The sequence below is a fragment of the Citrobacter sp. KTE151 genome (assembly GCF_000398845.1).
GTDB classification, from domain to species: Bacteria; Pseudomonadota; Gammaproteobacteria; order Enterobacterales; family Enterobacteriaceae; genus Citrobacter; species Citrobacter braakii.
Genome location: NZ_KB976064.1, coordinates 1,085,751 through 1,111,604, shown reverse-complemented (window position 1 = coordinate 1,111,604; position 25,854 = coordinate 1,085,751). Strand labels below are relative to the sequence as shown.

The following is a 25,854-nucleotide window of genomic DNA, read 5'->3' as shown; positions in this document are numbered from 1 at the left end:
CATGAATCACTTTGATCTCTCTTTCCTGAAATATCTCCAGGACAACAGTCCGCTCCCCGTTGAAGAGGCCGTCGAGCGTTTCGGTAAAACGCTCTCCACGCTAAAACGGACAATGAAAGAGCTCAATGAACTTCTGCCAGAAAATGTCCAGCTACATCAGGATAATCAGTTTATTACCACCCGGATTGGCTACAGCGAATACCGACAGTTTTTAGCGCGCGTCCAGTTTAATCGCTATATCACTACGGCAGAAGAGAGGGTGAAGGATCTCTTTGTGGCGCTCTGTTTGCACGATGTGGTGAATAAAAATGATTATTACAAAAAATTTTATGTCAGTGCGGGAACGGTAAAAAATGATAATCCCGTCATGATGAGCCTGGTGCAGGAACGCGATCTGATTGTGCAAAGTATCCCGCGTAAGGGCTCCCGGCTTGCGGGGGATGAGTTCCAGCTGCGGCTGGCGGCGTGCATGACGATACTAAAAACGGTCGAAATTGGTGAGGATCACCGACTAATCGCCCACCAGGCCAATGAGCCGACAGGCCGTTCGATTGCCGAACAGTTTCTTCATGAGTGTGCTGCACAGATAAACCAGGCGGCAGACTATTACGAAGAGAAAATCAGTCCGGTCATCGCCCTGGGATATAACGGCAGAAAATACTTACTGGTCTATCTTAGCCTTGCCCTGCACCGTATCCGCAGGGGACACAGAATTACGGAGAGTTCGGCGGCTGAGTTTTTGACAACCTTTCCTTATGGCGTATTACCTGATGCGGATGAAAATATCTGTCTGGATCTGCTGATTGCTTCACTGACGTTTACTCATCGCCCCTTCACATTATACGACGCCCGGCTGGTCTCTTACGTTAAGCGCACCTGTCACGCTTTAGCCGGATGTCTGGAAAACACCATTCACAATCAGCACGCCTGGTTTGCGGAGATTTATAATTTTATCTATGCCGCCATCATCCAGAATAAATTTCATCTCTGGTTCGATGATAAAAAGCTCCATGATGTCCAGCGACGCTATCCTGAGCTATGGGAACATGTCCAGTATGCGGTGAAAGAGATTGAACATAACTGGCAAACGACCTTTTCTGCTATTCACCTGGCAACCCTGGTGCTGATTATCAAAAAGTATGCGCTCAAAAATCGGGTTGTTGGCGATAAGAAAAAGCGGGTCATTATTGTGACGAACTCGTCAGAGAGTAAGGTCGGCTATTTTAAAGAGATGCTTTTCTCCCGCTTCCATATTGAAATCCCCGCTTGCATCAACATCAATGAGATTGCGCGGCTTCAGCAGCTCGAATTCGACCTGCTGATTACCTTTACAAACAAGATATCGAGTCATCTCCGCTACGCCGGGCTGGATTATGTCAAAGTGAATTTCTGGCTCACGCAGGACGATCTCCTGTTATTACGCGAAAATGGACTTCCCTCCGCGCGCAAAAAAATACCTGCTGAGGACTTTATTCAGCAGGTTCAGGGAATGAGCCAGGAGGCGTTAAAAATTTTTCTTGATACGCATTACAGTGATATTTTTATTTAGCCAGAGGTTGCGAAACGCCGCGACACCAGACGGCTTCCAGGTTTAACTCTGCACCCAACACGAGAATATCGGCATCTTTTCCTGACGTCAGGCTGCCTTTTCTCGCGTCAACACCCGCCAGGATTGCCGGATTAAGGCAGGCAATCTGCGCGGCTGAAACCCAGCCTTTTTCCAGCCTGTCGACCACATTTTTCACGGAGTCCAGAAAGCTCATCTCCAGTTTGCACACTTCGGACCACTCCGTGGGTGAAACCGTTCGGGTCTTTCCGCTGTGGTCGGTGATTTCAAGACAATGATTGTGAATGCGAAACGTCTCCTGGCGCAGGTAATGGTGGAATTCAGATCCTTCGGGAAAATCCACATATCCCAGACAATCGCTGACCATGACCAACCGGCGATCTTTTTTCAACCGATAGAGAATGTCGAACACTTCTGGTCGCAACGTAATCCCGCTCTGCTTTGCCACCTCGGCATACGTATTCTGATGGTACATCAGCGCCCCCACCACGCCAGGCTCCCGGTGATGCAGCCCGCGCATGGCGCTAAAGGCATGGGTAAAGTGGGTTAAACCGGCTTCAATGGCGAGGGTGGTTTCATCAAAGGTGGCGTCGGTATGACCGGCTGACACGGTGACGCCTGACTGGCGTAAATAGCGGATTAGCGCCAGGGCGCCCGGCAGTTCGGGTGCGAGCGTCATCAGACGGATATTTCCCCTCGCGGCGTGCTGATAACGTTTGAACCCTTCGATATCGGGTGGTTGGATTGCGTCCTTGTTCTGCATTCCGCTGTATGCAGGGTTAATAAAGGGGCCTTCCATATGAATACCCACCGCTTCGGCACCATCTTCCGCTTTTGCGTCTGCAATCCAGTCTGCTGCGGTGGAAAGACTCTCCAGCAAGAACGTTTCCGGCTGGGTGGCTGACGTTGCAAGCCACGCGGTAACCCCGGCGTTAACCAGATCCCGGCTCATCGCCTGCAAAGAACGGCGTTCACCTCTCCAGGCAAACGACCCTCTCCCCCAGCCGTGAACGTGAATATCCACAAAACCGGGCATCAGCATGGCATGGCGATAATCGACGATTTTTCCGCGTGGCGTACTGTCGAGGCCAGAAATACGTCCGCTTTCAATATGCAGATAGCCGCTTTCGATTCCATTCGGGGTGACAATGCGTTCACTTGCCAGAGAAAGCAGGGGATCAGCCATTGTCTTTCTCCCATACGCGAGCGGCCGTTTCCTCGGCGATTTCTGCGCAAAGGCCGATGTAGTGAGCAGGATCCAGCAGCGTATTAATTTCTGAATCGCTAAAGTGCTGGCGAATAAGAGGGTCATCACGCAGCACATCAGCGTAGGGGATGCCTTCATGCGTGCTGCGCATTGCCAGTTGGTAGACGCGTTCATGTGCGGCATCTTTGCCCAGCCTTTCCACCAGCTGCATCATGATTTTTTCGCTATTAATAAGACCATGCGTTAACTGCACATTCTGGCGCATACGCTCAGGATTGATGACCAGCGTTCGCGTCAACTCTTCGGCTCGCATCACAATCTCAGCCATTAACTCCATACTCTCCTGAATATTACCGTCAAAGATAAAGTAAGCGGAGCTGTCTGCTTCGAAGGGACGTGGGCTGACATACAGGCAGGAGGTCATTACTGAGTACAATTTCTGCGCGTTGGCGATGATCCCCTTCGCCAGTTTAGGATTCACTTTTTGCGGCATGGTGCTGCTGCCAACGGTGCCTTTAGTGAAGGCTTCTGAAACTTCGGCAAACTCTTCACTTGAGGTCTGATAAACCTCTTCGGCTATTTTGTGTAACGTCGTCGCCAGCAGGCACAAATTACTGATGTATTCAGTGCGGTAAATGCGCGAGTTGCGGGAGGGAATCGCCATTGAATGCATTCCCAGCTTTTGGGCAACGCTATCCTGAACCCGGCGGCCGGTTTCACCGGTCGCGTGGAAGGCGCCCACGGCTCCCCCCATCATCACGGTAAAGACGCGTTTTTCCGCTTCCCGCATGCGCTGCTGGGCGCTCAGTAACTCATCAATCCACACGGCGGCTTTATAGCCCCAGGTGATGGGCAGCGCGTGCTTACCGTGGGTACGTCCGGCCATAATCGTTGCTTTATGGTCAGATGCCATCTTTGCCAGGTTACGCAGAATATCGTCCACAAAACCCTGCATGATGGTATCGAACTGCTTTGCCAGATAAAGCTGTGCGGTTTGCTGAATATTCTGCGTGGTGACGCCGTAATGCACGTATTTTCCGCTTTCACTGTCACAGGCTTTGACCAGCACTTTGATGACCGGAACGAAGCCGTGACCAATCTCGCGCAGCAGGCGTTCCATTTCCGTCAGGTCAATCTTATCCACGTGGCAGTTAGCGGTAATATTGACTGCGGCGCTGGCGGGGATCATGCCGTGTCCGGCCTGTGCCTGAGCCAGGGCGGCTTCAACATCGAGCCATGACTGTACCCGCGCTGGCTGTGCGAGCAGAGATTTCATTCCTCGATCGTCGATCGTTTTGCTTTTTGAATCATACAGTGCACGCATTACTATCTCCTTGAATTTATTTCGCACCGACGAGGCGGTCGTCTACCGCGTTACGGACAAATTCTACGTGTGGGCCGAATACCACATGAACATGGTTGCTGGAGGGGATAAAGGTTCCCAGCGAGCCAGATTCTTTAAGAATGGCCATGTCCATTTTTTTCTGATCTTTCAAATCAATACGTAACCGTGAAACGCAGTTTTCAACGCGCTTGATATTGTCTGTCCCGCCCAGCCCCTGAATCACCAGTTCGGCGACTTTGTCGTACTCTTTATTGTTCAGTAAGGTGCTGTCAGCGATTTCACTCTCGCGGCCTGGGGTCTTAATATCAAATTTACCGATCGCGAAGCGGAAGACGAAATAGAAGACAACAAAGTTAATCACGCCGAGGATAATTAAATTAATCCATTGGGTGTGTTCATACATCAAACCGAAAATACCAAAATCAAAAATGGTGCCGCGAATATAGCCGATGGAGACTTCCAGTAATTGCAGTGGAATGGTCAATAAGCCGCAGAGTACCGCATAGACAATAAAGAGTTTTGGCGCGATAAACAGGAAGGAGAACTCCAGCGGTTCGGTAATATTCCCCAGCATGGCGGTCAGCACCACGGTCAGGATCATCCCTTTGGCAAATTTCTTATTCTTGAAATAGGCCATATGGTACATCGCCAGACCAATCGCCGGAACGCGGAACAGCGTCGTGAGCATTTGTGATGAGGCAAGATAGCTGGTGAGCGTCGGCATATACTCTTTCCAGGCCGGATGGGTGGGACCAAGCTCAAACAGGATTTTATTGATAGCGGGCAAAATACCGACATAGGTCTGCCCGTCAATCAGGTACGTACCGCCTGCCGCGGTGAAACGCACGGTGGAACTGAGGACGTGGTGCAAGCCAAACGGGATCAGTAGGCGATTGAGCGTCATATAAATACCTGCACCAATGTTGGGTGCCATCATTATTGTTGATATGGCGCGCATACCTGCGGTAAACAGATCCCAGATAAAAGGAATGATCAAGCCGACGGGAATGGAAAAAGCAATGGCTAAGATCGCGACGGATTTTTTACCGCTGAAAAAGGCGAAAGCGAGAGGTAATTGCAGCCGGTAAAAACGGTCGGTTATTTTAGCTGCCAGCAGCCCGGCAATAATGCCGCCCAGCGCTTCGATTTTCAGCGTCTGAATACCTAATACCATTCCCTGTCCGACGAAAGCCATATCCTCTTTCGCCAGCGTACCCGCCAGCTTAAGATGCACATGCATGGCGATAAGCAGAGTCAGGTAAGCCACGACGGACGCAAATACAGCAATCCCTTTTTCTTTTTTAGACATACCGTAGGCGACACCCATCGCGAACAGTAAAGGAATATTATTAAAAACGACGCTGCTGATTAATCCCAAAGAAGAGAGAATCGCTCTGAAAATTTCATTGCCCAGAAAGGGGAGTTTATCAATCATATAGCTCTGCCCTAACGCAGCGCTAATTCCCATGACCATCCCCACAGGCGCCAGTACGGCGATCGGTAATAATAGCGATCGACCGAATGTCTGAATTTCATTCTTAAAATTAGCATTCATAAGTTAATCCTGACGTGAATTCTCTTGAGGATAAGATACGTTCAGGAGATTTTTGCTCAAGGGCAAATAGTGAAAAATAAAAAGCGCAGGATTTGACCATAAAAAAGCAGCCTGCAGGCTAATGCTGGTCACTTAAGGATTGATTAGCCGCAAAGGTATTTTTTATTAAAGCGAAACGGATTGACCTGAAAGTCAGCGTACTGAAGCGATCCGAAGGAAGACGACATAAGGCGAATGGATCACGAAGTGACGATTTTTCCTGCCGGAAGCCTGGGTGGCAAGGGAGACGGTGAGCCTCCCTTGCCCGTTACGGGAATGAGGGATTCAGAGAAACAATGAACATACGGTGAACGGAACCCTTTGCCATTGTTAAAAATTCTCTGTTACCACAGGTTCCTTTTCTTAATGACGATGCCCGTGACCGCCGCGCCCACGACCGCGATGGTCGTCACGGTCATTCCAGCCTTCTCGGTAGCCGCGTTCATAAGCTTTGCGTTTATCCCAGCCACGATGGTAGCCGTTGTCATGACGCCACCAGCGATTTTTGCGCCACTCATAGTTATGGTGCCAGTAATCCCGGTCGCGCCAGCGGCCGCCATCCCAGTAGTTACCGTAATTATCGCGATCGCCAATTTGCAATTTTATTGATGGCAGCAGGGTGATTTCGCCAGCGTTCGCGGCCAGCGGTGTAAAAGCCATTAAGACTGCCGCCAGAATCAGTGACCTGAACATGTTTTCTCTCCTTCACGATCGAGCCGTAGCCGGCCTGTTAACGTAATATTACGGGGCAGTAAAGCCCCGTTTCATCGCCACAACTCTTAAATCGCAAGTGAGAGCACTTTTTGTTAATAAATGTGTCTTTATTTCAACCGACTCAGAATGGCATCAATCTCCGCGCACTCTTCAGGCGTAAAGTGACGGTTTGCCAGCATGCCGACGGCATCTTCAATTTGCGCCGGTTTACTGGCGCCAATCAGCACAGACGTGACCTTGTCTTCCCGGAGAACCCACGCGAGCGCCATTTGAGACAGCTTTTGTCCCCGTCGCTCTGCCAGTGCGTTCAGCGCTCGAACTTTTTCCAGTTTTTGTGGGGTGATCTGGTCCGGATTCAGAAAACGGCTGGTGCTTGCGGCGCGAGAATCCGCAGGAATACCGTTCAGATAGCGGTCGGTTAACTGCCCGCCAGCCAGCGGTGAGAAGGCGATACTACCGACGCCTTTTTCCTGTAAAAGTGACAGCAGGCTCTCTTCGACCCAACGCTCAAACATAGAATATTTGGGCTGATGAATAAGGCATGGCGTACCTAAATCGTCGAGTATTTCAATCGCTTGTCTGGCAAGTTCAGCTGGATAGTTAGAGAGGCCTACGTACAGCGCTTTGCCCTGACGGACGATATGATCCAGTGCACGCATGGTTTCTCTGAGCGGTGTTTCAGGGTCGGGGCGATGGTGGTAGAAGATATCGACATACTCCAGCCCCAGACGCTTCAGGCTTTGATCGAGGCTGGCAATCAGGTATTTGCGTGAGCCCCAGTCCCCGTAAGGGCCTTCCCACATGGTGTAACCCGCTTTGGTGGAGATGATCAGCTCATCTCGCCACGGTAAAAAATCTTCCTGCAGGATGCGACCAAAATTTCGCTCCGCTGAACCCGGCGGTGGACCATAGTTATTCGCCAGATCAAAATGGGTGATCCCCAGATCGAATGCACGCTGTAACAGCGCCCGACTGTTCTCGACCTGCGTGGTATCACCAAAATTGTGCCACAACCCCAGTGATACAATCGGGAGCTTGAGGCCGCTCTGACCGCAGCGGCGGTACTCCATTGTCTGATAACGATTTTCAGCAGCCTGATAAGCCATATAGCCTCCTGTCAGATAAGGTGTGACTTTGAGTGTATACGTTTACACAAGGCCAGCTGCAATTAAATTTAGGGATGAAAACTGTACATCTTGCTTTCCACCCCCTTCACAGCGACTTTCCTGGACAGTCATCACAGTTCTTCGATACTCAACATGAGGTTACCGTCAGAAGGAAAGCTGTCATGCAAACCCCGTATTCCGTTGCTGATTATCTGCTGGACAGGCTGGCAGGCTGTGGTGTTGGCCATCTCTTTGGTGTGCCTGGCGATTATAATTTGCAGTTTCTTGACCACGTGATTGAACATCCCAGCGTACGTTGGGTCGGGTGTGCGAACGAGTTGAATGCGGCTTATGCTGCGGATGGCTATGCCCGGGTATCCGGGGTGGGGGCGCTGCTCACCACGTTTGGCGTGGGTGAGTTAAGCGCGATTAACGGTATCGCGGGAAGCTATGCGGAATATGTTCCTGTTTTGCATATTGTTGGCGCGCCCTGTCGCGGTGCTCAACGTCGTGGGGAGTTGATGCATCACACCCTTGGGGACGGTGATTTTCAGCATTTTTATCGTATGCAGCAGGCGGTGACGACGGCCAGCGCAGTGCTGGATGAACAAAACGCCTGTTATGAAATTGACCGCGTGCTGCGAACAATGCTCATCGAACGCAGACCGGGCTATCTGATGTTACCTGCTGATGTGGCAAAACAGCGCACCACGCCGCCGAATGACATCCTGATTGTTCCTCTGAGCGAGCCAGAAAGCAGCGTGGCAGAAGCGTTTCGCTACCATGCCCGCGAGCGGTTACTGGACAGCCCGCGCGTAGCGCTTCTGGCAGACGTTCTCGCGCAACGCTTTGGCCTGCAGCCGGTATTGCAACGCTGGATGGCGGAAACGCCGATGGCCCACGCCACGTTGTTGATGGGCAAAGGGCTATTCGATGAGCGCCATCCGGCGTTTGTCGGCACCTACAGCGCTGGAGCCAGCAGCGACTATGTACGTCAGGCGATAGAAGATGCCGACACGATAGTATGTGTTGGCACACAATTTGTTGACACTCTGACCGCCGGGTTTACGCAACAGTTACCACAGGAGCGCACGATTGAGGTGCAGCCACATGCCTCACGGATTGGAAACCGTTGGTTTAACGTCCCGATGGAGCAGGCGGTAACCACCTTGCGGGAGCTGTGTCTGGAGATGTCCTTTTCACTGCCGCCAGAACGCCCGCCAGTTAGGCGTATTCAGGTTGAGAAGGGACCTTTGACGCAGGAAAATTTCTGGCATACGGTGCAGCAATATCTGGCGCCCAATGACATTATCCTCGTCGACCAGGGGACCGCTGCATTTGGCGCGGCTGCGCTCATGCTACCCGGTGGAGCGGAGGTGCTGGTTCAGCCGCTGTGGGGGTCTATCGGCTACGCGCTCCCGGCTGCATTTGGCGCGCAAACCGCCTGCCCGGACCGCCGGGTGATCCTGATTATTGGCGATGGTGCGGCGCAGCTCACCATTCAGGAACTGGGCTCTATGCTCAGAGACGGGCAATCTCCCGTTATTTTGCTGCTAAATAATGACGGCTATACCGTGGAGCGGGCTATACATGGGGCAAATCAGCGCTATAACGATATCGCCGCCTGGAACTGGACGCAGGTGCCGCAGGCGTTTCGTCGTGAATGTCAGGCGGAGTGCTGGCGTGTGGAGCAGGCGGTACAACTGGAAGAAGTGCTGGCCCGTTTGTCCCATCCGCAACGATTGTCGTTCATTGAGGTGGTGCTACCGAAAGCCGATCTTCCTGAGCTATTGCGCACGGTGACCCGTGCGCTGGAAACGCGTAACGGAGGCTAACTACTTATCGGTACGCTCGGCGATCATCATCGGTTTGCCCGCCAGCAGCAGCCAGGCGGGCAGCAGGACGATGCACAGCAGCGGCAGCAGGGTGGAATCTGGCACCACCACTGCTGCCATAAACAGGCTCAGCCAGGCGTCACGGGTGACGACCAGCACCAGTCCAAGAATCGCGCAGGAGACGGTAATGGCCGCTGGCACCGCTTCAACGTGGGCGTGCAGCATCAGGCCAAGCGCGACCCCAACGAATACTGCCGGGAAAATTCGCCCGCCGCGAAAACCACTCGCAGCTGCAACCACTAATGCCGCCAATTTGATCACGGCGAGCATGAAATAATCCGATGCTCCCAGCGTCTGGCTAAATGCCATTTGCTGCATTTCGTCCAGTCCTTTAAACAAGGTAAGCGGTCCGCCGATAACGCCTAAAATGCCGAGGATTAAGCCGCCTGCCCCAAGAATCAGGACCGGGTGTTTCAATCGATGCATTAAATGGTGTAAACGCGGCAGACACCAGACAGCCACCATCCCGGCGGCAATGGCGATGGCGGCAACGACCGCACCGCTGAGGATATCGATCACGTGCATCTGCGTGTAGTGCGCGATGGGCAGTGAAAAATGGGGGTGAAAAAACAGACTGGTGGTCAGCGAGCCCGCGGCGGCGGCCATTAACGGCGCAAACAGGCGATCCCACAAAGGAACATTGTCCGAGCTATTCAGCGTTTGTGAAAAGACCAGCGCGGCGGCAACGGGGGTGCCAAATAGCGCGCCGATGGTGCCGGCAGAGGCGAGGATGGTCCAGTCCAGCTTAGCAATGCGGGGAAACATACGGCTGCCGAGCGCCACAGCCAGTGCGATATTCACGGTCATGATCGGGTGTTCCGGACCCAAACTGACGCCACCCGCCAGGCCGAGGATGAGCGCTGCCAGCAAGCCCGGAATTGCTGAGGTGGGGACCGGCATTCCAATTAACGGCTCACAGGCAGGATCGGGTCCTGCGTGACCCTGGCTGTAGCGAATAACTAACCCGACCATAATCCCCGTGAGCGTCAGCATGCCGATAATCCACAGCGGAGAGTCCTGGGCAATACCGATGCTAACGGGCAGGCGTTCCCACAAAAATTGCTGTAAAACGGACGCCACTTTCATCACAACGATCAACACCAGGCTGGAGGCAATACCAATAATTAGCGCAGGAGTTGATAGCAAGAGCATCGTTCTGGCTCGTGGATGAAGCATATTCTATTCCTTAAAACAGAGTCATAGACATAGTTTGCACAGCCTGCGCAACCGCATCGCTGCAAATGGTGCTGAAACGATAAAGTAATTATGTGATCTGGATCGATTTTCCACGGGCATCAGCCTTCAGGACGTTGTTGTTATGCCCCCATGAATTTACAGTGTGGCAAAGATTTATTCTGACTTTAGCGGAGCAGTGGAAGAATGACAAAATATGCTTTAGTAGGTGATGTTGGCGGCACCAACGCGCGTCTTGCTCTGTGCGACATTGCCAGCGGCGAGATTTCGCAGGCAAAAACCTATTCCGGGCTGGATTACCCAAGCCTCGAGGCGGTAGTACGCGTATACCTGGATGAGCATAGCGTCAGCGTTGAGGATGGTTGTATTGCCATTGCCTGTCCGATCACCGGTGACTGGGTGGCAATGACCAACCATACCTGGGCATTCTCTATTGCTGAGATGAAAAAAAATCTGGGCTTCAGCCATCTGGAAATCATCAATGATTTCACCGCCGTGTCGATGGCGATCCCGATGCTGAAGAAAGAGCATTTGATCCAGTTTGGCGGTGCGGAACCTGTTGAAGGCAAACCGATTGCTGTCTATGGCGCAGGTACCGGACTCGGCGTGGCGCATTTGGTGCATGTAGATAAACGCTGGGTGAGCTTGCCTGGTGAAGGCGGTCACGTGGATTTTGCGCCTAACAGCGAAGAAGAAGGGATTATCCTTGAGGTCCTGCGTGCGGAAATTGGTCACGTTTCCGCAGAGCGCGTACTGTCAGGTCCGGGGCTGGTTAATCTGTATCGCGCCATCGTCAAATCAGACGGGCGCCTGCCGGAAAATCTGCAGCCGAAGGATATCACCGGGCGTGCGCTGGCCGATTCCTGTATCGACTGTCGTCGCGCGCTGTCGCTGTTCTGCGTCATCATGGGGCGTTTTGGCGGCGATCTGGCGTTAACGCTGGGCACGTTTGGCGGTGTGTACATCGCTGGCGGCATCGTACCGCGCTTCCTCGACTTCTTTAAAGCTTCGGGTTTCCGTGGTGGTTTTGAGGATAAGGGGCGTTTTAAAGCCTACGTACAGGATATTCCGGTATATCTGATCGTGCATGATAACCCGGGCCTGCTTGGTTCCGGTGCGCATCTGCGCCAGACGCTGGGCCATATTTTGTAAGACCAACGCCGGACGGTGCACAGCGCTTATCCGGCTTACATATATCCCGCAAAACCGCGTTTATTACGCGGTTTTTTTATGCCTGCCGCCCGCCTTTCCGACCTTCGTCACATTTCCGAATGGCGGGATTATTTGTCCAGTAAAAGCATTATTTGTCTGATAACGGTCGTTACTTTCCCCGGACCATAATTTCACTCGTTAACTATTACGAGGAAATGATTATGAGCAAAAAACTGATTGCCGTTTGCGCGTGCCCAATGGGGCTGGCCCATACCTTTATGGCGGCTCAGGCGCTGGAAGAAGCCGCAGTTGAAGCGGGTTATGAAGTGAAAATTGAAACCCAGGGTGCGGACGGAATTCAAAATCGCCTGACGGCGCAGGATATCGCAGAGGCAACGTTGATCATCCATTCTGTTGCCGTTACTCCGGAAGATAACGAGCGTTTTGAGTCGCGTGACGTCTACGAAATTACGTTACAGGACGCGATAAAAAATGCAGCCGGCATCATCAAAGAGATCGAAGAGATGGTTGCCGCTGAACAACAATAATCATCGACAGGGAATTACGTATGGCCATTAAAAAACGCAGTGCAACCGTTGTGCCTGGCGCATCTGGTGCGGCAGCGGCAATAAAAAATCCACCGGCCTCCCGCAATAGCTTCTGGGGTGAACTTCCGCAGCATGTGATGTCGGGTATTTCGCGCATGGTACCGACGTTAATTATGGGCGGGGTAATTCTCGCCTTCTCGCAACTGATCGCCTATAGCTGGCTCGATATACCTGCTGACACCGGTATCATGGATGCGCTGAACAGCGGAAAATTCAGCGGTTTTAATCTCTCATTACTGAAGTTTGCCTGGCTGTCGCAATCTTTTGGCGGCGTGCTGTTTGGTTTTGCTATTCCGATGTTTGCCGCGTTTGTCGCCAACTCTATCGGCGGTAAGCTGGCGTTTCCGGCGGGGTTCATTGGTGGACTGATGTCCACTCAGCCCACGCAGATACTGAATTTTGACCCAGCGACGCTGCAATGGGCAACCAGTGCCCCCGTCCCGTCAACCTTTATTGGCGCGCTGATTATCTCGATTGTCGCCGGGTATCTGGTGAAGTGGATGAGCCAAAAAATCCAGTTGCCTGATTTCCTGCTGGCATTCAAAACCACCTTTTTACTGCCCATTCTTTCCGCGATCTTCGTCATGTTGGCGATGTATTACGTGATAACGCCGTTTGGCGGCTGGATCAACGGCGGAATTCGTTCACTGCTGACGGCGGCTGGAGAGAAAGGCACGCTGATGTACGCGATGGGGATTTCTGCGGCAACGGCGATTGACCTCGGCGGTCCGATTAATAAAGCCGCAGGATTTGTCGCCTTCAGCTTTACTACCGATCACGTTCTGCCGGTAACCGCACGCTCTATTGCCATCGTGATTCCTCCAATTGGCCTCGGGTTGGCTACGCTTCTCGACCGACGCTTAACCGGCAAACGCCTGTTCAGCGCACAGCTCTACCCGCAAGGGAAAACGGCAATGTTCCTCGCGTTTATGGGCATCAGCGAAGGGGCGATCCCGTTCGCACTGGAAAGCCCCATCACGGCAATTCCATCCTATATGGTTGGCGCTATTGTCGGATCGACGGCTGCCGTCTGGCTGGGGGCGGTGCAGTGGTTCCCGGAATCGGCTATCTGGGCATGGCCGCTGGTCACTAACCTCGGCGTCTATATGGCGGGGATCCTGTTAGGTGCGGTGATTACGGCGCTGATGGTGGTGTTCCTGCGCAACATGATGTACCGCAAAGGCAAATTGCTGATTGAGAGCCTCTGATTAAAAGGATTGTGACCATGAGCTTACTTGCCTCGCTGCGTGACTGGCTAACGGCGCAACATCTCGATGCGATGCTGCTGTCATCGCGGCAGAATAAACAGCCGCATATGGGGATCTCCAGCGGTTCAGGGTTTGTGTTTATCAGCCATCAAAGCGCGCATATTCTGGTCGACGCCCGTTACTACACCGATGTTGCCACGCGTACTCAGGGCTATCAGATCCATCTACTTGATGGCGCGCAGACGCTGTATTCACGGGTGAATCACATTATTGCTGACGAAAAGCTGCAGACGGTGGGATTTGAAGGCGAGCAGGTAAGCTGGAATACAGTGAATGGATGGTCGGGCAAACTGCGTGCCCGACTAGTGAGTGCCGTGCCGGATGTGCTCCGGCAGGTAAAAACGGCGCAGGAGATAGCCTGCATTCGCGAAGCCTGCCGGATAGCTGACCTTAGTGCTGAACATATTCGCCGCTTTATTCAACCTGGCCTCAGTGAGCGCGAAATCGCCGCTGAACTGGAGTGGTACATGCGCACGCTCGGTGCAGACAAACCCTCTTTTGACACCATTGTCGCCAGCGGCTGGCGCGGCGCGCTGCCGCACGGTAAAGCCAGCGACAAGCGTGTCGAGGCGGGTGAGTTCATCACGCTGGATTTTGGTGCGCAGTATCAGGGCTATTGTTCGGATATGACGAGAACCTTTCGCATCCCAGACGCAAACCAGCCAGCGGAAGAAAGCCCGCTGTTTTCCGTGTATCAGATTGTCCTGGCGGCGCAGCGGGCGGCGGTGGCAGCAATTCGACCAGGTCGGCGTTGCCATGAGGTTGACGCCGCAGCCAGGCAGGTCATTACGCTGGCGGGTTATGGCGATGAGTTTGGTCACAATACCGGACACGCTATCGGCATTGAGGTGCATGAAAATCCCCGTTTTTCCCCCACCGACGCGACGCTTCTGGCGGCTGGCATGCTGCTCACCGTTGAGCCGGGTATTTATCTGCCGGGGCAGGGAGGCGTGCGTATTGAGGATGTGGTGCTGGTTACGCCAGACGGCGGCGAGGTGCTCTACACCATGGCGAAAACATTGTTACACACGGGAGAGGCGTAATGGACTTATCGCTACTGAAGGCGCTGAGCGAGGCGGACGCGATCGCCTCTTCAGAACAAGAAGTGCGTCAGATCCTGCTTGAAGAGGCGGATCGTCTGCATAAAGAGGTGCGCTTTGACGGCCTGGGATCGGTGCTGATCCGTCTGAATGAATCAACCGGTCCGAAGGTAATGATCTGCGCGCATATGGATGAAGTGGGATTTATCGTGCGCAGTATTTCCAGCGAAGGAGCGATCGATGTATTGCCGGTGGGAAATGTGCGTATGGCGGCCAGGCAATTGCAGCCAGTGCGGATCACCACCCGTGAAGAGAGCAAAATTCCCGGTCTGCTCGACGGAGTGCGCAGCGGTAATGACGTCAGTGCGCTGCAGGTGGACATTGGCGCGCGGTCTTATGACGAGGTACTTCAGGCCGGCGTACGCCCTGGCGATCGCGTCACCTTTGACACGACGTTTCAGGTTTTGCCGCACCAGCGAGTCATGGGCAAAGCCTTTGATGATCGACTTGGATGTTATTTGCTGGTGGCGCTGCTGCGCGAATGGCATAACGCCATTCTCCCATGTGAGGTCTGGCTGGTGGCCAGTTCCAGTGAAGAAGTGGGACTGCGCGGAGGACAAACGGCAGCACGCGCGGTCGCCCCGGATGTGGCGATCGTGCTGGATACCGCCTGCTGGGCCAAAAACTTTGATCATGGTGCGGCCAACCATCGGCAGATTGGTAATGGCCCGATGCTGGTGTTAAGCGATAAATCGCTGATTGCCTCGCCAAAGCTGACCGCGTGGGTTGAAAGCGTGGCCACCGATGCGGGCATTACCCTGCAGCTTGACATGTTCAGTAACGGCGGCACTGACGGCGGGGCGGTGCATGTAAGCGGCACGGGGATCCCCACGGTTGTCATGGGGCCAGCTACGCGGCATGGACACTGCGCGGCGTCGATTGCCGACTGCCGTGACATCATCCAGACGCAGCAGTTGTTGTCGGCTCTTCTTTCACATCTTACGTGCGAAACCGTGGTTCATCTGACGGATTTCAGGTGCTGATTTCGCGCTAAACAGGAGTTGTTATGCTAACGATTCAATTTCTTTGCCCGTTACCCAATGGCCTGCATGCGCGTCCGGCGTGGGAGCTGAAAGAGCAGTGCAGCCAGTGGCAAAGTGAGGTGATATTTCTTAACCATCGCCAGAACGCCAGGGCTGATGCGAAAAGCTCGCTGGCGCTGATTGGCACCGGGACGCTGTTTAATGACAGTTGTAGCTTAACCATCACCGGTCGCGATGAAGAACAGGCCCGGCGAGCGCTGGAAGAGTACCTCCTGCACCGGTTTATTGACAGCGACAGCGTTCAGCCGACGCCGGTGGAACTGGCGGCGCATCCGTTGCCGCGTTCGCTGATTCGCCTCAACCCAGACCTTCTTTATGGCACCGTGCTGGCAGGGGGCGTAGGGGCAGGTTCGCTCACGCTTTGGCAGAGCGATAATCTGGAAAGCTATCGCGCGATTGCGCCGAGTGCGGAAGACAATACCCGGCTGGAGCATAGTCTGGCGACGCTTGCCGAACAGCTCAATCAGCAACTGCGCGAGCGTGAGGGTGAGAGTAAAACCATCCTCAGCGCCCATCTGTCTCTGATTCAGGACGACGAGTTTGCCGGGAATATTCGTCGCTTAATGCGGGAGCAGCATCTGGGGTTAGGGGCGGCGATTATCGCCAATATGGAGCAGGTGTGCGACAAGCTGTCGGCCTCAGGTAGCGATTACCTGCGCGAGCGCGTTAGCGATATCCGTGATATCAGCGAACAGCTGCTGCACATCACCTGGCCTGAAAGACGTCCGCGCAATGCGCTGGTGCTGAATAAGCCGACGATTCTGGTCGCTGAGGATTTGACGCCCAGCCAGTTTTTAAGCCTCAATTTGCAGCATCTGTCAGGCATGATCCTGGAGAAAACAGGGCGCACCTCGCACACCCTGATCCTCGCTCGCGCGTCGGCTATACCGGTGCTTAGCGGCTTGCCGCTGGAGGCCATTAGCCGCTATGCAGGGCAGCATGCGGTACTGGATGCCCGCTGTGGGGTACTGGCCATCAATCCAGACGATGCGGTTCGCGGTTATTACGCGATTGCGCAGAAGCTGGCCGATGAATGCCAGCGGCGGCAGGCGCTGGATGCCGCTCAGCCCGCGCTGACCAAAGATAATCAGCGTATTGACGTTGCAGCGAATATCGGTACCGCGCTGGAAGCGCCGGGGGCGTTTGCCAATGGCGCGGAAGGGATTGGGCTGTTTCGTACTGAAATGCTGTTTATGGACCGCGACAGCGCTCCCGACGAGCAGGAACAGTTTGAAGCCTACCAGCAGGTCTTATTGGCCGCGGGCGACAAGCCGGTTATCTTTCGCACCATGGATATTGGGGGGGATAAAAATATCCGTTACCTCAATATTCCGCAGGAAGAGAATCCGTTCCTGGGCTACCGCGCGGTGCGAATTTATCCAGAGTTTGCCGGACTGTTTCGCACGCAGCTGCGCGCCATCTTACGTGCGGCAACCTTCGGCAATGCGCAGCTGATGATCCCAATGGTGCACAGCCTTGACCAGATTTTGTGGGTAAAAAGCGAACTGCAAAAAGCGCTGGTGGCACTGAAAGCCGACGGTTTACGCCATGCTCCGACAATTTCATTGGGGATTATGGTTGAAGTGCCGTCGGTGTGTTACATCATCGACCATTTCTGCGATGAGGTGGATTTCTTCAGTATTGGTTCAAACGACATGACCCAGTACCTGTACGCCGTCGATCGTAATAACCCGCGCGTTTCGCCGTTGTACAACCCGATTACGCCGTCGTTCCTGCGAATGTTGCAGCAGATTGTCCGCGTGGCGCACGAACGCAGTAAATGGGTGGGCATTTGCGGCGAACTGGGGGGCGAAGGACGCTATTTACCGCTGCTACTGGGCTTAGGACTCGACGAGCTGAGCATGAGCAGTCCACGTATTCCGGCGGTGAAAAGTCAGCTTCGTCAACTGGAGGGCCAGGCATGCCGTGAACTCGCCATACGGGCCTGTGAGTGCCGTAGCGCTCAAGAGATAGAAGATCTGCTAAACCAGTTTGCACCGCAGAAAGACGTGCGTCCGCTACTGGCGCGGGAGAACATCTTTGTTGGTGAATCTCTGAGTAACAAAGAGCAGGTGATTCAGTTTCTGTGCGGCAATCTGGGTGTTAATGGGCGAACTGAACATCCGTTTGAACTGGAGGAAGATATCTGGCAGCGCGAAGAGATAGTCACCACTGCTGTCGGTTTTGGTGTGGCTATTCCGCACACTAAGTCCCAGTGGATCCGCCATTCCAGTATCAGTATTGCCCGGCTTGCTCATCCCGTTGACTGGCAGTCAGAGATGGGCGAAGTGGAACTGGTTATCATGCTGACGCTGGGGGCTGATGAAGGCATTAACCACGTGAAGGTCTTCTCGCAGCTGGCGCGTAAGCTGGTGAACAAGCCGTTCCGCCAGTCGTTGTTTGCTGCTGAAAATGCCGACAGTATTCTCGCGTTGCTGGAGGCGGAACTGACGTTTTAAGCTTCATTGAAAGAGTGCTCTCCAGCCTGCGACGATCTGGTTGCAGGCTGGATGAACGCGACCGGAAAGCGACATCATCAATGCGGCGCGTTTGGCACCGGCAGTTTCCCGGCTCTTAAGAGCGTCATTTCTTGCTTACAGAGCAGAACCACCGCCTGGCGAGCTTTAACACGGCGGGAGGTAAGGGCTCTTTTTACGGTCTGACGATCCGCACCTGATTCCAGCATCTGAAAACACATCAGGGAGAGTGCACGTCTGTTTTTCATCGCATATTCACTTTATTGAGTAAGCCTGCAGGGGGAGCTACATGCCGTTATTTTACAACGATGCAAACGGATATTACTAACCTGTTGGCGTTGTCTCACTTAACGTGCTGACTGAAAACGTACGCTGTACTCTCCCGGAGTCAGGCCAAACTGACGCCGGAACAGGCGGCAGAAATAATTACTGTCCTGATACCCGCACCGCTGTGCGACTTCGCTAATCGACAGATGGTATTTCTGTAAGATGATGCGCGCCTTCGCCATTCTGACCCACCGCAGATACTCGACGAACCCCATGGTGCCGTGCTGGGCAAACACTTTTGACAGGTGGTTGGGCGTGATATTAAAAAACTGCGCTACGCTTTCCCGGGTCAGCGGTTGGGCATAGTTATCCTGCACCCAGTTACACATACTGTGATAGAGAAATTCAGCGCGCGGACGTTCTGTGTCAGGGCGGGTATTCACCACGCTACGACACAGATGCAGCAGGCTAAGCACCAGCGGCTGAATAATATCCTGGGCCTGAGCAGAGCGGCTTAAATGGGTTAATGCGGTGAGCATCGCCTCGCCTTCGCCGCGCTGCGGATGTGGTAACTCAATATGGCGGATCGGACGTAACAGCGATGCCGTTCGATTATCGTAAAAAGAGAGCCCCAGCCAGGCCGGAGAAAACACCAGACTCAGTAGCATCACGGGCTTATCGCTACCGGGCAAATTCGCTGCTTTCGCCGGGATAAACAGCATGTCGCCTTCAGGTAGACTATGCTGCTGTTTTTCCAGTTGATTACTGTATTCGCCACGCAGCACGATATCGAGGCGCGGAAGGTCAATACACAAACTGCCGGACGGTAACGTGGTGGGCTGGGTCGCGAACCACACGCGGCCAAGACGCTGCGGGTTCAATACCAGGCCGCTGAACAGATCGGCGAAAAACTGTTGGTCTACGGGGAGGCCTGGCTCTTTCATCACTCTTTCTCTGCGCTATAAGTGCATTAACTGCCTGAACTCTTTCACTTTACTCCGACTCACCGGGATTTCAAATTCCAGATCTTTTAAGCGCAAAATGTAGGTGTTGTTAAACCAGGGTTCGATCTCGCGGATTTTATTCAGATTCACACAGAACGAGCGGTGGCAGCGGAAGAAATGCGAAGCAGGCAATTTGCTGCAAAATTCAGTGATGTTCATTGGCATCACATACGATTCGCGCCGGGTGTAGACAAACGTCATCTTTTCATGGGCTTCTGCGTAGTAGATGTCGTTGATCGGGGTCACGATGATCCGCTCATCTTTGATCAGATTGATCGTATCGTTTTCGCGGGTCACCGGACTGGCAGGCGAGGTTCCAGTTTGCTGTTGCTGCCAGGCTGCTTCCAGCTTTTGCAGCATGCCGACGATGCGTGATTCCTGATACGGCTTCAGGATGTAGTCAAAGGCCTCCAGTTCAAAGGCTTCAACAGCGTGCTCTTTCCACGCGGTAATAAAGACAATAAAGGGCTTGTGCGCGAACTGGCTGATGTTTTGCGCCAACAGGACGCCATCCAGCGAGGGAATATTGATATCCAGAAAAATGGCGTCAACGCGGTTGTGCTGGAGGTATTTCAGCACGTCCAGACCGTCGTCAAATGTGCCGACAATCTCCATCTGGCTGTGCTCTTTTATCAGCCAGCTAAGTTCCTGTTGGGCCAGGAATTCATCTTCAACAATGATGACTTTCACGACTTCACTCCTGGTTAAAGCAACAATGTGGCCGGTGCGGCTGCGGGCGAGTGCTGATTAGGCACATAAAAGGCAATCTCAGTGCCTGGCTCCAGACGGCGGATATGGAGGCCCTCGCCGTAGAGCAGCTTAACGCGATGATGCACATTCAACAGACCAATTTTATTGCCCGGCATTTCATTGGATTCGACCCGTTCAATCACTTTTGGATCGATGCCGTGGCCCGTATCCCGCACGGCAATCCGTACCCGATTACCGCACTCCGCAACGCTGATGGTGACCACCCCTTTTCCTTTGCAGGGCTGAATCCCATGGACGATAGCGTTCTCTACCAGCGGCTGAATCAGCAGGCTGGGAATATAACAGCTTACCTCTTCATCGATATCATAAATAACCGTCAGCTTGTCGCCAAAACGGGCCTGTTCGATGGCGATGTAATCCTTGATTTGATACAGCTCTTTTTTGATGTCGATCTGCTCATCGTCTTTTAATTCAATATTATAGCGAAGATAGCGCGATAAATTAAAAATCAGCTGGCGCGCTGTGTCTGGATTCAGTCGCACCGACGATGAAATTGCGTTCAGGGCGTTAAACAGGAAATGGGGATTTATTTTACTTTGTAGCGCACGCAGCTCTGCCTTATTTGCCATTTCGCGTAGCTGCTCCGCCCGGGAGACTTCCAGCTGAGTCGAGATAATTTGCGACAGGCCGATGGCCATTTCTTGTAGTGAGGAGGTTATCTGGTGGGCGTGACAGTAGTAGATTTTTAGCGTACCGGTGACAACACCTTTCTCCCAAAGTGGAATCACCAGCATGGAGTGTATTTCAGGCGTACGGTGCGCTTCATCATTGTTTTTAATGATGATTTTTCCGTAATTGATCGCCTGTTGCGTAGTCGGACTGACGAAATCATCGTTATCGCGGTAGTTAAGTTCACCCACGCCAACGTAGGCCAGCACGTGCTGGGTGTTGGTAATAGCGACGGCATCAGCATGGATATCATGGCGGATAATTTCGCACACCTGGCGAAGCGATTCGCTATTGACCTGGCGAAAAAGTGGCAGAGTTTTGTTGGCGATATCCAGAGCAAGCTTAGCCTGCTTCGCGGCGCTGGCTTCTTTCTCGCCTTCCACGCTTTGCACCAGCATGACGATAAAACCAATGCAGACACTACCCAGAATCATTGGGATGCCGATCTTCGAGACGATATCCAGCCCCAGTTCGGTGGTGGGGGCCCAGGCGACGACGAGGATCATGGTCAGAGATTCGCACAGCATTCCGCCTAAAATACCCGCACGCCAGTGTTGCGCTTTGGGGATCCTACGGTTGATCCAGCCGGCAATGCAGCCTGCCAGAATGCTGGTGATAAAGCAGGGCAGGGCGGTTACGCCGCCGATGTCGATCAGGTAGCGGTGGGTGCCCGCGATCAGGCCTGTAATGATACCGACCCAGGGACCGAACAGAATTCCCCCTGACATGACGGCGATAATACGTACGTTAACCAGTGAGCCTTCAACCGGTACGCCGGACCAGGTACTGAACAGGGCAAACATTGAGAAAATCGCGGTAACGGCGAGCAGCTCTTTCGGGGAGTGGGCTGACTTGTGCAACAGTTCGCGAAACAGGCGGATACGAATCAGGAAAAACAGACAGAACAGCATCAGCGCTGCCCGGTCGAATACCGCCAGCAGCATATTGAATATTTCGTGCACGGGTGACTCTTGCGCAAGGGTTAAACCTCTATGATAGGTAACCTGAGGCTGGATGACCAGCACACCCGCAGCCTGTAGCTAATGGGGAAAAACCTTAATATTAAAAGGGGATTGTTGCATGATTGTTGTATTTACAATGCCTGTCCTGTCAACGGAGCGCACAAAGTAATATGTTTAACAATAAAATGTTAAATAGTGGTAATTTTAAGCGGAGTGTGAAAAATTTTATTTCCTCATTTTTTCTGGCTATTCCTCTTTTATCTCAATAAAAAATATTTTGTTTTGCCTCTCGACAGAAGGAAATTATTCAGGCTATTTTCTAAACGTGCCACCATCGTGGCAGCGTCGCTCGGACGGTCCGGGCGCTAACGTTAATCTGAGGATATTATGGCTGACTCCCGCCCTGAACGTCGCTTTACGCGTATTGATCGTCTTCCCCCTTACGTTTTTAACATTACTGCTGAACTGAAGATGGCTGCGCGTCGGCGCGGCGAAGATATTATCGATTTCAGCATGGGGAACCCGGATGGGGCCACGCCTCCTCACATTGTCGAAAAACTCTGTACCGTGGCGCAGCGCCCGGATACGCACGGTTACTCCACCTCGCGCGGCATTCCGCGTCTGCGTCGGGCGATTTCCCGTTGGTACCAGGAACGCTATGACGTTGAGATCGATCCGGAATCCGAAGCGATTGTGACGATTGGCTCGAAAGAAGGATTGGCGCACCTGATGCTGGCCACGCTGGATCACGGCGATACGGTCCTCGTACCGAACCCGAGTTATCCGATCCATATTTATGGCGCGGTGATTGCCGGCGCGCAGGTACGCTCAGTGCCGCTGGTCGAAGGCGTCGATTTCTTTAATGAGCTGGAGCGCGCGATTCGCGAAAGCTACCCGAAACCGAAAATGATGATCTTAGGTTTTCCTTCCAACCCGACTGCGCAGTGCGTCGAGCTGGAGTTCTTCGAAAAAGTTGTGGCCCTGGCTAAACGCTATGACGTGCTGGTGGTTCATGACCTGGCCTATGCCGATATCGTCTACGATGGCTGGAAAGCGCCGTCGATTATGGAGGTACCGGGCGCTCGTGATGTCGCGGTGGAGTTTTTCACCCTATCGAAAAGCTACAACATGGCGGGCTGGCGTATCGGTTTTATGGTAGGTAACAAAACGCTGGTGAACGCGCTGGCTCGAATTAAGAGCTATCACGATTACGGAACCTTTACTCCGTTGCAGGTTGCAGCAATCGCCGCGCTGGAAGGCGATCAGCAGTGCGTGCGGGATATTGCTGAGCAATATAAACGTCGTCGAGATGTGCTGGTTAAGGGGCTGCATGAAGCCGGGTGGATGGTCGAGATGCCCAAGGCCTCGATGTACGTTTGGGCGAAAATCCCAGAGCAATACGCCGCGATGGGATCACTTGAATTTGCCAAGAAACTGCTGAACGAGGCGAAGGTATGCGTTTCGCCGGGGATTGGTTTTGGTGATTATGGTGATACGCACGTGCGCTTTGCGTTAATTGAAAACCGCGACCGTACCCGCCAGGCGATCCGTGGCATCAAAGCAATGTTCCGCGCCGATGGCTTACTGCCTGCCAGTGCAAAATCGGCCACTGAAAGTACCGACTAACAACACGTTTTCCCAAAAGCAAACAGGAGCCATCAGGCTCCTGTTTTTTTGCTGCGTCTTTTAATTTAGATCATCAGGGCGAAAGTACCGGCCCAAACGATGACCATAAAAGAAATGCCCATAAAGAAATATTTCACTTTTCATCTCTCCGCGTACCTGAGGTACGTCTAAATGAACATATGCTAACCTGACAGAGAGCTGATGCACGCGTAAACGAAATGGAGAATTCCCTTCGTTTGCTTGTCTGCATCACCTCAGAATTCTGAGCTTTTATGCTCCAGACGGCGCTAATGTACGCCTAAAAATGAGGTGAGACAAGAGGCATTTTTTTATTTAATTTTAATAACTTACAGGTGTCGTGATTCGGCGACAGTTTAATTTCTATCGGTAATAAATTGCTATTGAGCGACGGAATGTTTACTCGGAGAATTCTCATATCTCCATGATGTTAATGCGGTTAATTTTTCGCGGAATGAGATTATGAAAAGGTTAAAAATGACCAGATTAATGATGTTAGCACTCGTTCTTACGCCAGTGACGTCGATGGCGGCCTCGCCGATGGCATTCAATTTCAGCTGCGCAAGTATTGGTGGTGTGAATAGTGATGGTAAAGGCAATATCTGGATTGATGGCACTAAGGCGACGGTAAAGGCCTTCAATGAAAATTACTGGGAAGCAAAAAGCGGTAACAATACCGTGTCTATCTCCCGTAAAGATGACGGGAATCCGGACGTTTCCTGGACCGGGCCTAATCGTAAGCACGGGATTTGCCTGCCTGAAGACAATATCGACTTTTCAGGGGCAAAGAAATCGACCAGCAACGGGCCTTCTTTTTCCTGTTCTGCGGTAGCAAAGGGCAGTATCGAAGAGGTTATCTGTCAAAGTCCTTCGCTCTCAGCCATGGATTTGGCATTGAACGGGGCCTACAAGCAAGCGCTGGTGAAATCGAGTAATAACCCGACTCTTAAAGCAGAGCAACGCGGCTGGGTGAAAGGGCGTAACGAATGCTGGAAAGAGCAGGATAAGCCAGCGTGTATAGCCCGTAACTACAATGAGCGAATGGCTGAATTACAGAACAAGTGGGGCGTGAAGTAATTCAGCCGCAGAAAAAAAGAAAGGCCTTTCGGCCTTTCTTTTTAGATGTACAACGAGGCTTCACCCATCGGGCGAGTTTTGAAGCGACGGTGGATCCAGAGATACTGCTCGGGTGCGCGCATGATCTCTTTTTCGATAATTTTGTTCATATACGCCGCTGCCTGGCTTTCATCTGTTGGATAACCTTCCATTTCTGGCGTGATGTACAGGCGGTAACCGGAGTTATCTGCTTTTCTCACCATGGTTACGGTCAGCATCGCTGCGCCCGATAAGCGTGACAGCACGTAAGTACCGTTGGTGGTCGCGACGTTTTTGACTGCGAAGAAGGGGGCGAATGAACTCCCTTTACGACCGTAGTCCTGATCGGGGGCAAACCATACTGCTTCCCCTTTTTTCAGGGCGCCGACAATACCGCGCAGATTATTTCTGCCGATCATGGCCTTGTTGGAGCGCATACGACCGCGGGTTTGGATCCACTCCATCAACTTATTGTTGTGCGGGCGATAGGTTGCCATCATCGGTTGGCAAAGTCCCATTACGCGACCACCCAACTCGAGTGACATAAAGTGTACGCCTACCACCATCACGCCACGGTTTTGCATCTGTGCGCGTTTCAGGTTGTCCAGCCCTTCTACATCAAACCATTTGCGTACCCGGCGATCCGGCCAGAACCAGGCCATACCCGTTTCAAGCAGGGCCATGCCGAGTGAACGGAAGTTCTCATCGACCAGTTTGTCTCTTTCTTCTTGCGACAGATTTGGGAAACAGAGTTCGAGATTTTTATGAGCAATAGATTCACGGCGCTTTAAAAATGGACGAGCCAGCGTTCCTGTACGGGTACCAAGAAAACACAACACGGGATAGGGAAGTTGTACCAGTAACCAGAGCACACCGACGCCAAACCATGTGAGCCAGTAGCGCGGATGCAAAAACGCGCGTGAAAATTTACATTGGGGGAACATAAGCACCTGTTGTTGATACGAAATAGGTGTATCGCGAAGATTCTTTAGTCTGCCGCTTTACAGTCTGTACTGATCGTTAGGCCGCCATGAACGACATTGGTTCCTGTAAAGAGTGTAAAACTGAGTCAGGACAAAACCAGGAAGGGGCATGAATGATCGGACGCTCAATGTACACCCGAATATTAATGTCAGCCAGAAATAATTACTCAAGATGCGTAAATGTTTTTA

Annotated in this window: 22 protein-coding genes; 10 read left to right on the top strand and 12 right to left on the bottom strand. The window is 52.7% G+C overall.

Going from position 1 to position 25,854, the window contains the following annotated elements:
- Position 1: 1 nt before the first annotated feature.
- Positions 2–1,549, top strand: a complete 1,548-nt coding sequence (locus WC7_RS09470) for a BglG family transcription antiterminator (protein ID WP_016153910.1) — start codon at positions 2–4, stop codon at positions 1,547–1,549.
- On the opposite strand, the gene WC7_RS09475 is transcribed toward WC7_RS09470, so the two are convergent.
- The 5 genes from WC7_RS09475 to mgrA form a co-directional block, all read right to left on the bottom strand.
- Positions 1,542–2,753: an N-acetylglucosamine-6-phosphate deacetylase gene (locus tag WC7_RS09475; protein WP_016153909.1), complete on the bottom strand. Its 1,212-nt coding sequence runs from the start codon at positions 2,751–2,753 to the stop codon at positions 1,542–1,544. The two genes, WC7_RS09470 and WC7_RS09475, sit on opposite strands and share 8 nt — an antisense overlap.
- A complete protein-coding gene (locus WC7_RS09480) occupies positions 2,746–4,098 on the bottom strand; it encodes a class-II fumarase/aspartase family protein (RefSeq protein ID WP_016153908.1) in 1,353 nt (450 codons plus the stop codon). The genes WC7_RS09475 and WC7_RS09480 overlap by 8 nt, the downstream gene beginning before the upstream one ends.
- A 16-nt stretch (positions 4,099–4,114) precedes the next feature.
- Positions 4,115–5,674 (bottom strand): PTS transporter subunit EIIC, encoded by a 1,560-nt coding sequence (locus WC7_RS09485; RefSeq protein ID WP_016153907.1) that lies wholly within the window; start codon positions 5,672–5,674, stop codon positions 4,115–4,117.
- A 402-nt stretch (positions 5,675–6,076) separates the two neighbouring features.
- Complete coding sequence (gene ypeC, locus WC7_RS09490; protein ID WP_016153906.1) at positions 6,077–6,406, bottom strand: DUF2502 domain-containing protein YpeC; 330 nt, start codon at positions 6,404–6,406, stop codon at positions 6,077–6,079.
- A 128-nt stretch (positions 6,407–6,534) separates the two neighbouring features.
- Complete coding sequence (gene mgrA, locus WC7_RS09495) at positions 6,535–7,533, bottom strand: L-glyceraldehyde 3-phosphate reductase (protein WP_016153905.1); 999 nt, start codon at positions 7,531–7,533, stop codon at positions 6,535–6,537.
- Positions 7,534–7,715: 182 nt separating this feature from the next.
- On the opposite strand from mgrA, the gene WC7_RS09500 reads away from it, so the two are divergent.
- Positions 7,716–9,368, top strand: a complete 1,653-nt coding sequence (locus WC7_RS09500; protein WP_016153904.1) for an alpha-keto acid decarboxylase family protein — start codon at positions 7,716–7,718, stop codon at positions 9,366–9,368.
- Here WC7_RS09500 and WC7_RS09505 read toward each other — a convergent pair whose 3' ends face one another.
- Entirely contained in the window at positions 9,369–10,604 is a 1,236-nt protein-coding gene (locus WC7_RS09505) for an ion channel protein (protein ID WP_016153903.1), read from the bottom strand.
- Between the two features lie 204 nt (positions 10,605–10,808).
- On the opposite strand from WC7_RS09505, the gene glk reads away from it, so the two are divergent.
- The 6 genes from glk to ptsP all read left to right on the top strand — a co-directional run bounded on the left by glk (position 10,809) and on the right by ptsP (position 18,252).
- Positions 10,809–11,774, top strand: coding sequence for a glucokinase (gene glk, locus WC7_RS09510; protein WP_016153902.1), 966 nt, complete (start codon positions 10,809–10,811; stop codon positions 11,772–11,774).
- A 221-nt stretch (positions 11,775–11,995) separates the two neighbouring features.
- Positions 11,996–12,322, top strand: coding sequence for a PTS fructose transporter subunit IIB (locus WC7_RS09515; RefSeq protein ID WP_003028254.1), 327 nt, complete (start codon positions 11,996–11,998; stop codon positions 12,320–12,322).
- Positions 12,323–12,342: 20 nt separating this feature from the next.
- The gene (locus tag WC7_RS09520) at positions 12,343–13,590 is read left to right on the top strand and encodes a PTS fructose transporter subunit IIC (RefSeq protein ID WP_016153901.1); all 1,248 of its coding nucleotides are present in this window, start codon (positions 12,343–12,345) and stop codon (positions 13,588–13,590) included.
- 17 nt (positions 13,591–13,607) lie between these two features.
- Entirely contained in the window at positions 13,608–14,693 is a 1,086-nt protein-coding gene (ypdF, locus tag WC7_RS09525; RefSeq protein ID WP_016153900.1) for an aminopeptidase, read from the top strand.
- Entirely contained in the window at positions 14,693–15,733 is a 1,041-nt protein-coding gene (gene ypdE / locus WC7_RS09530; RefSeq protein ID WP_016153899.1) for an aminopeptidase, read from the top strand. Before ypdF ends, ypdE begins: the two co-directional genes overlap by 1 nt.
- 23 nt (positions 15,734–15,756) lie before the next feature.
- A complete protein-coding gene (gene ptsP, locus WC7_RS09535) occupies positions 15,757–18,252 on the top strand; it encodes a phosphoenolpyruvate--protein phosphotransferase (protein WP_016153898.1) in 2,496 nt (831 codons plus the stop codon).
- Between the two features lie 77 nt (positions 18,253–18,329).
- On the opposite strand, the gene WC7_RS0124590 is transcribed toward ptsP, so the two are convergent.
- The 4 genes from WC7_RS0124590 to WC7_RS09550 form a co-directional block, all read right to left on the bottom strand.
- Entirely contained in the window at positions 18,330–18,518 is a 189-nt protein-coding gene (locus WC7_RS0124590) for a hypothetical protein (protein ID WP_032931709.1), read from the bottom strand.
- A 99-nt stretch (positions 18,519–18,617) separates the two neighbouring features.
- Positions 18,618–19,481 (bottom strand): AraC family transcriptional regulator, encoded by an 864-nt coding sequence (locus WC7_RS09540; RefSeq protein WP_016153897.1) that lies wholly within the window; start codon positions 19,479–19,481, stop codon positions 18,618–18,620.
- 15 nt (positions 19,482–19,496) lie between these two features.
- Positions 19,497–20,231, bottom strand: coding sequence for a two-component system response regulator YpdB (gene ypdB, locus WC7_RS09545; protein WP_016153896.1), 735 nt, complete (start codon positions 20,229–20,231; stop codon positions 19,497–19,499).
- A 14-nt stretch (positions 20,232–20,245) separates the two neighbouring features.
- Positions 20,246–21,943 (bottom strand): sensor histidine kinase, encoded by a 1,698-nt coding sequence (locus tag WC7_RS09550; protein WP_029139619.1) that lies wholly within the window; start codon positions 21,941–21,943, stop codon positions 20,246–20,248.
- Positions 21,944–22,330: 387 nt separating this feature from the next.
- On the opposite strand from WC7_RS09550, the gene alaC reads away from it, so the two are divergent.
- Positions 22,331–23,569 carry an alanine transaminase gene (gene alaC, locus WC7_RS09555; RefSeq protein WP_016153894.1) on the top strand — a complete coding sequence of 413 codons (1,239 nt, stop codon included), beginning with the start codon at positions 22,331–22,333 and terminating at the stop codon, positions 23,567–23,569.
- A gap of 65 nt (positions 23,570–23,634) precedes the next feature.
- Here alaC and ypdK read toward each other — a convergent pair whose 3' ends face one another.
- Positions 23,635–23,706 (bottom strand): membrane protein YpdK, encoded by a 72-nt coding sequence (gene ypdK / locus WC7_RS26750; protein ID WP_010723117.1) that lies wholly within the window; start codon positions 23,704–23,706, stop codon positions 23,635–23,637.
- 343 nt (positions 23,707–24,049) lie between these two features.
- Between ypdK and WC7_RS09560 the strand changes: the two genes are divergently transcribed.
- The gene (locus tag WC7_RS09560) at positions 24,050–24,664 is read left to right on the top strand and encodes a lysozyme inhibitor LprI family protein (protein ID WP_016153893.1); all 615 of its coding nucleotides are present in this window, start codon (positions 24,050–24,052) and stop codon (positions 24,662–24,664) included.
- A 41-nt stretch (positions 24,665–24,705) separates the two neighbouring features.
- On the opposite strand, the gene lpxP is transcribed toward WC7_RS09560, so the two are convergent.
- Complete coding sequence (gene lpxP / locus WC7_RS09565; RefSeq protein WP_016153892.1) at positions 24,706–25,626, bottom strand: kdo(2)-lipid IV(A) palmitoleoyltransferase; 921 nt, start codon at positions 25,624–25,626, stop codon at positions 24,706–24,708.
- Positions 25,627–25,854 lie beyond the last annotated feature (228 nt).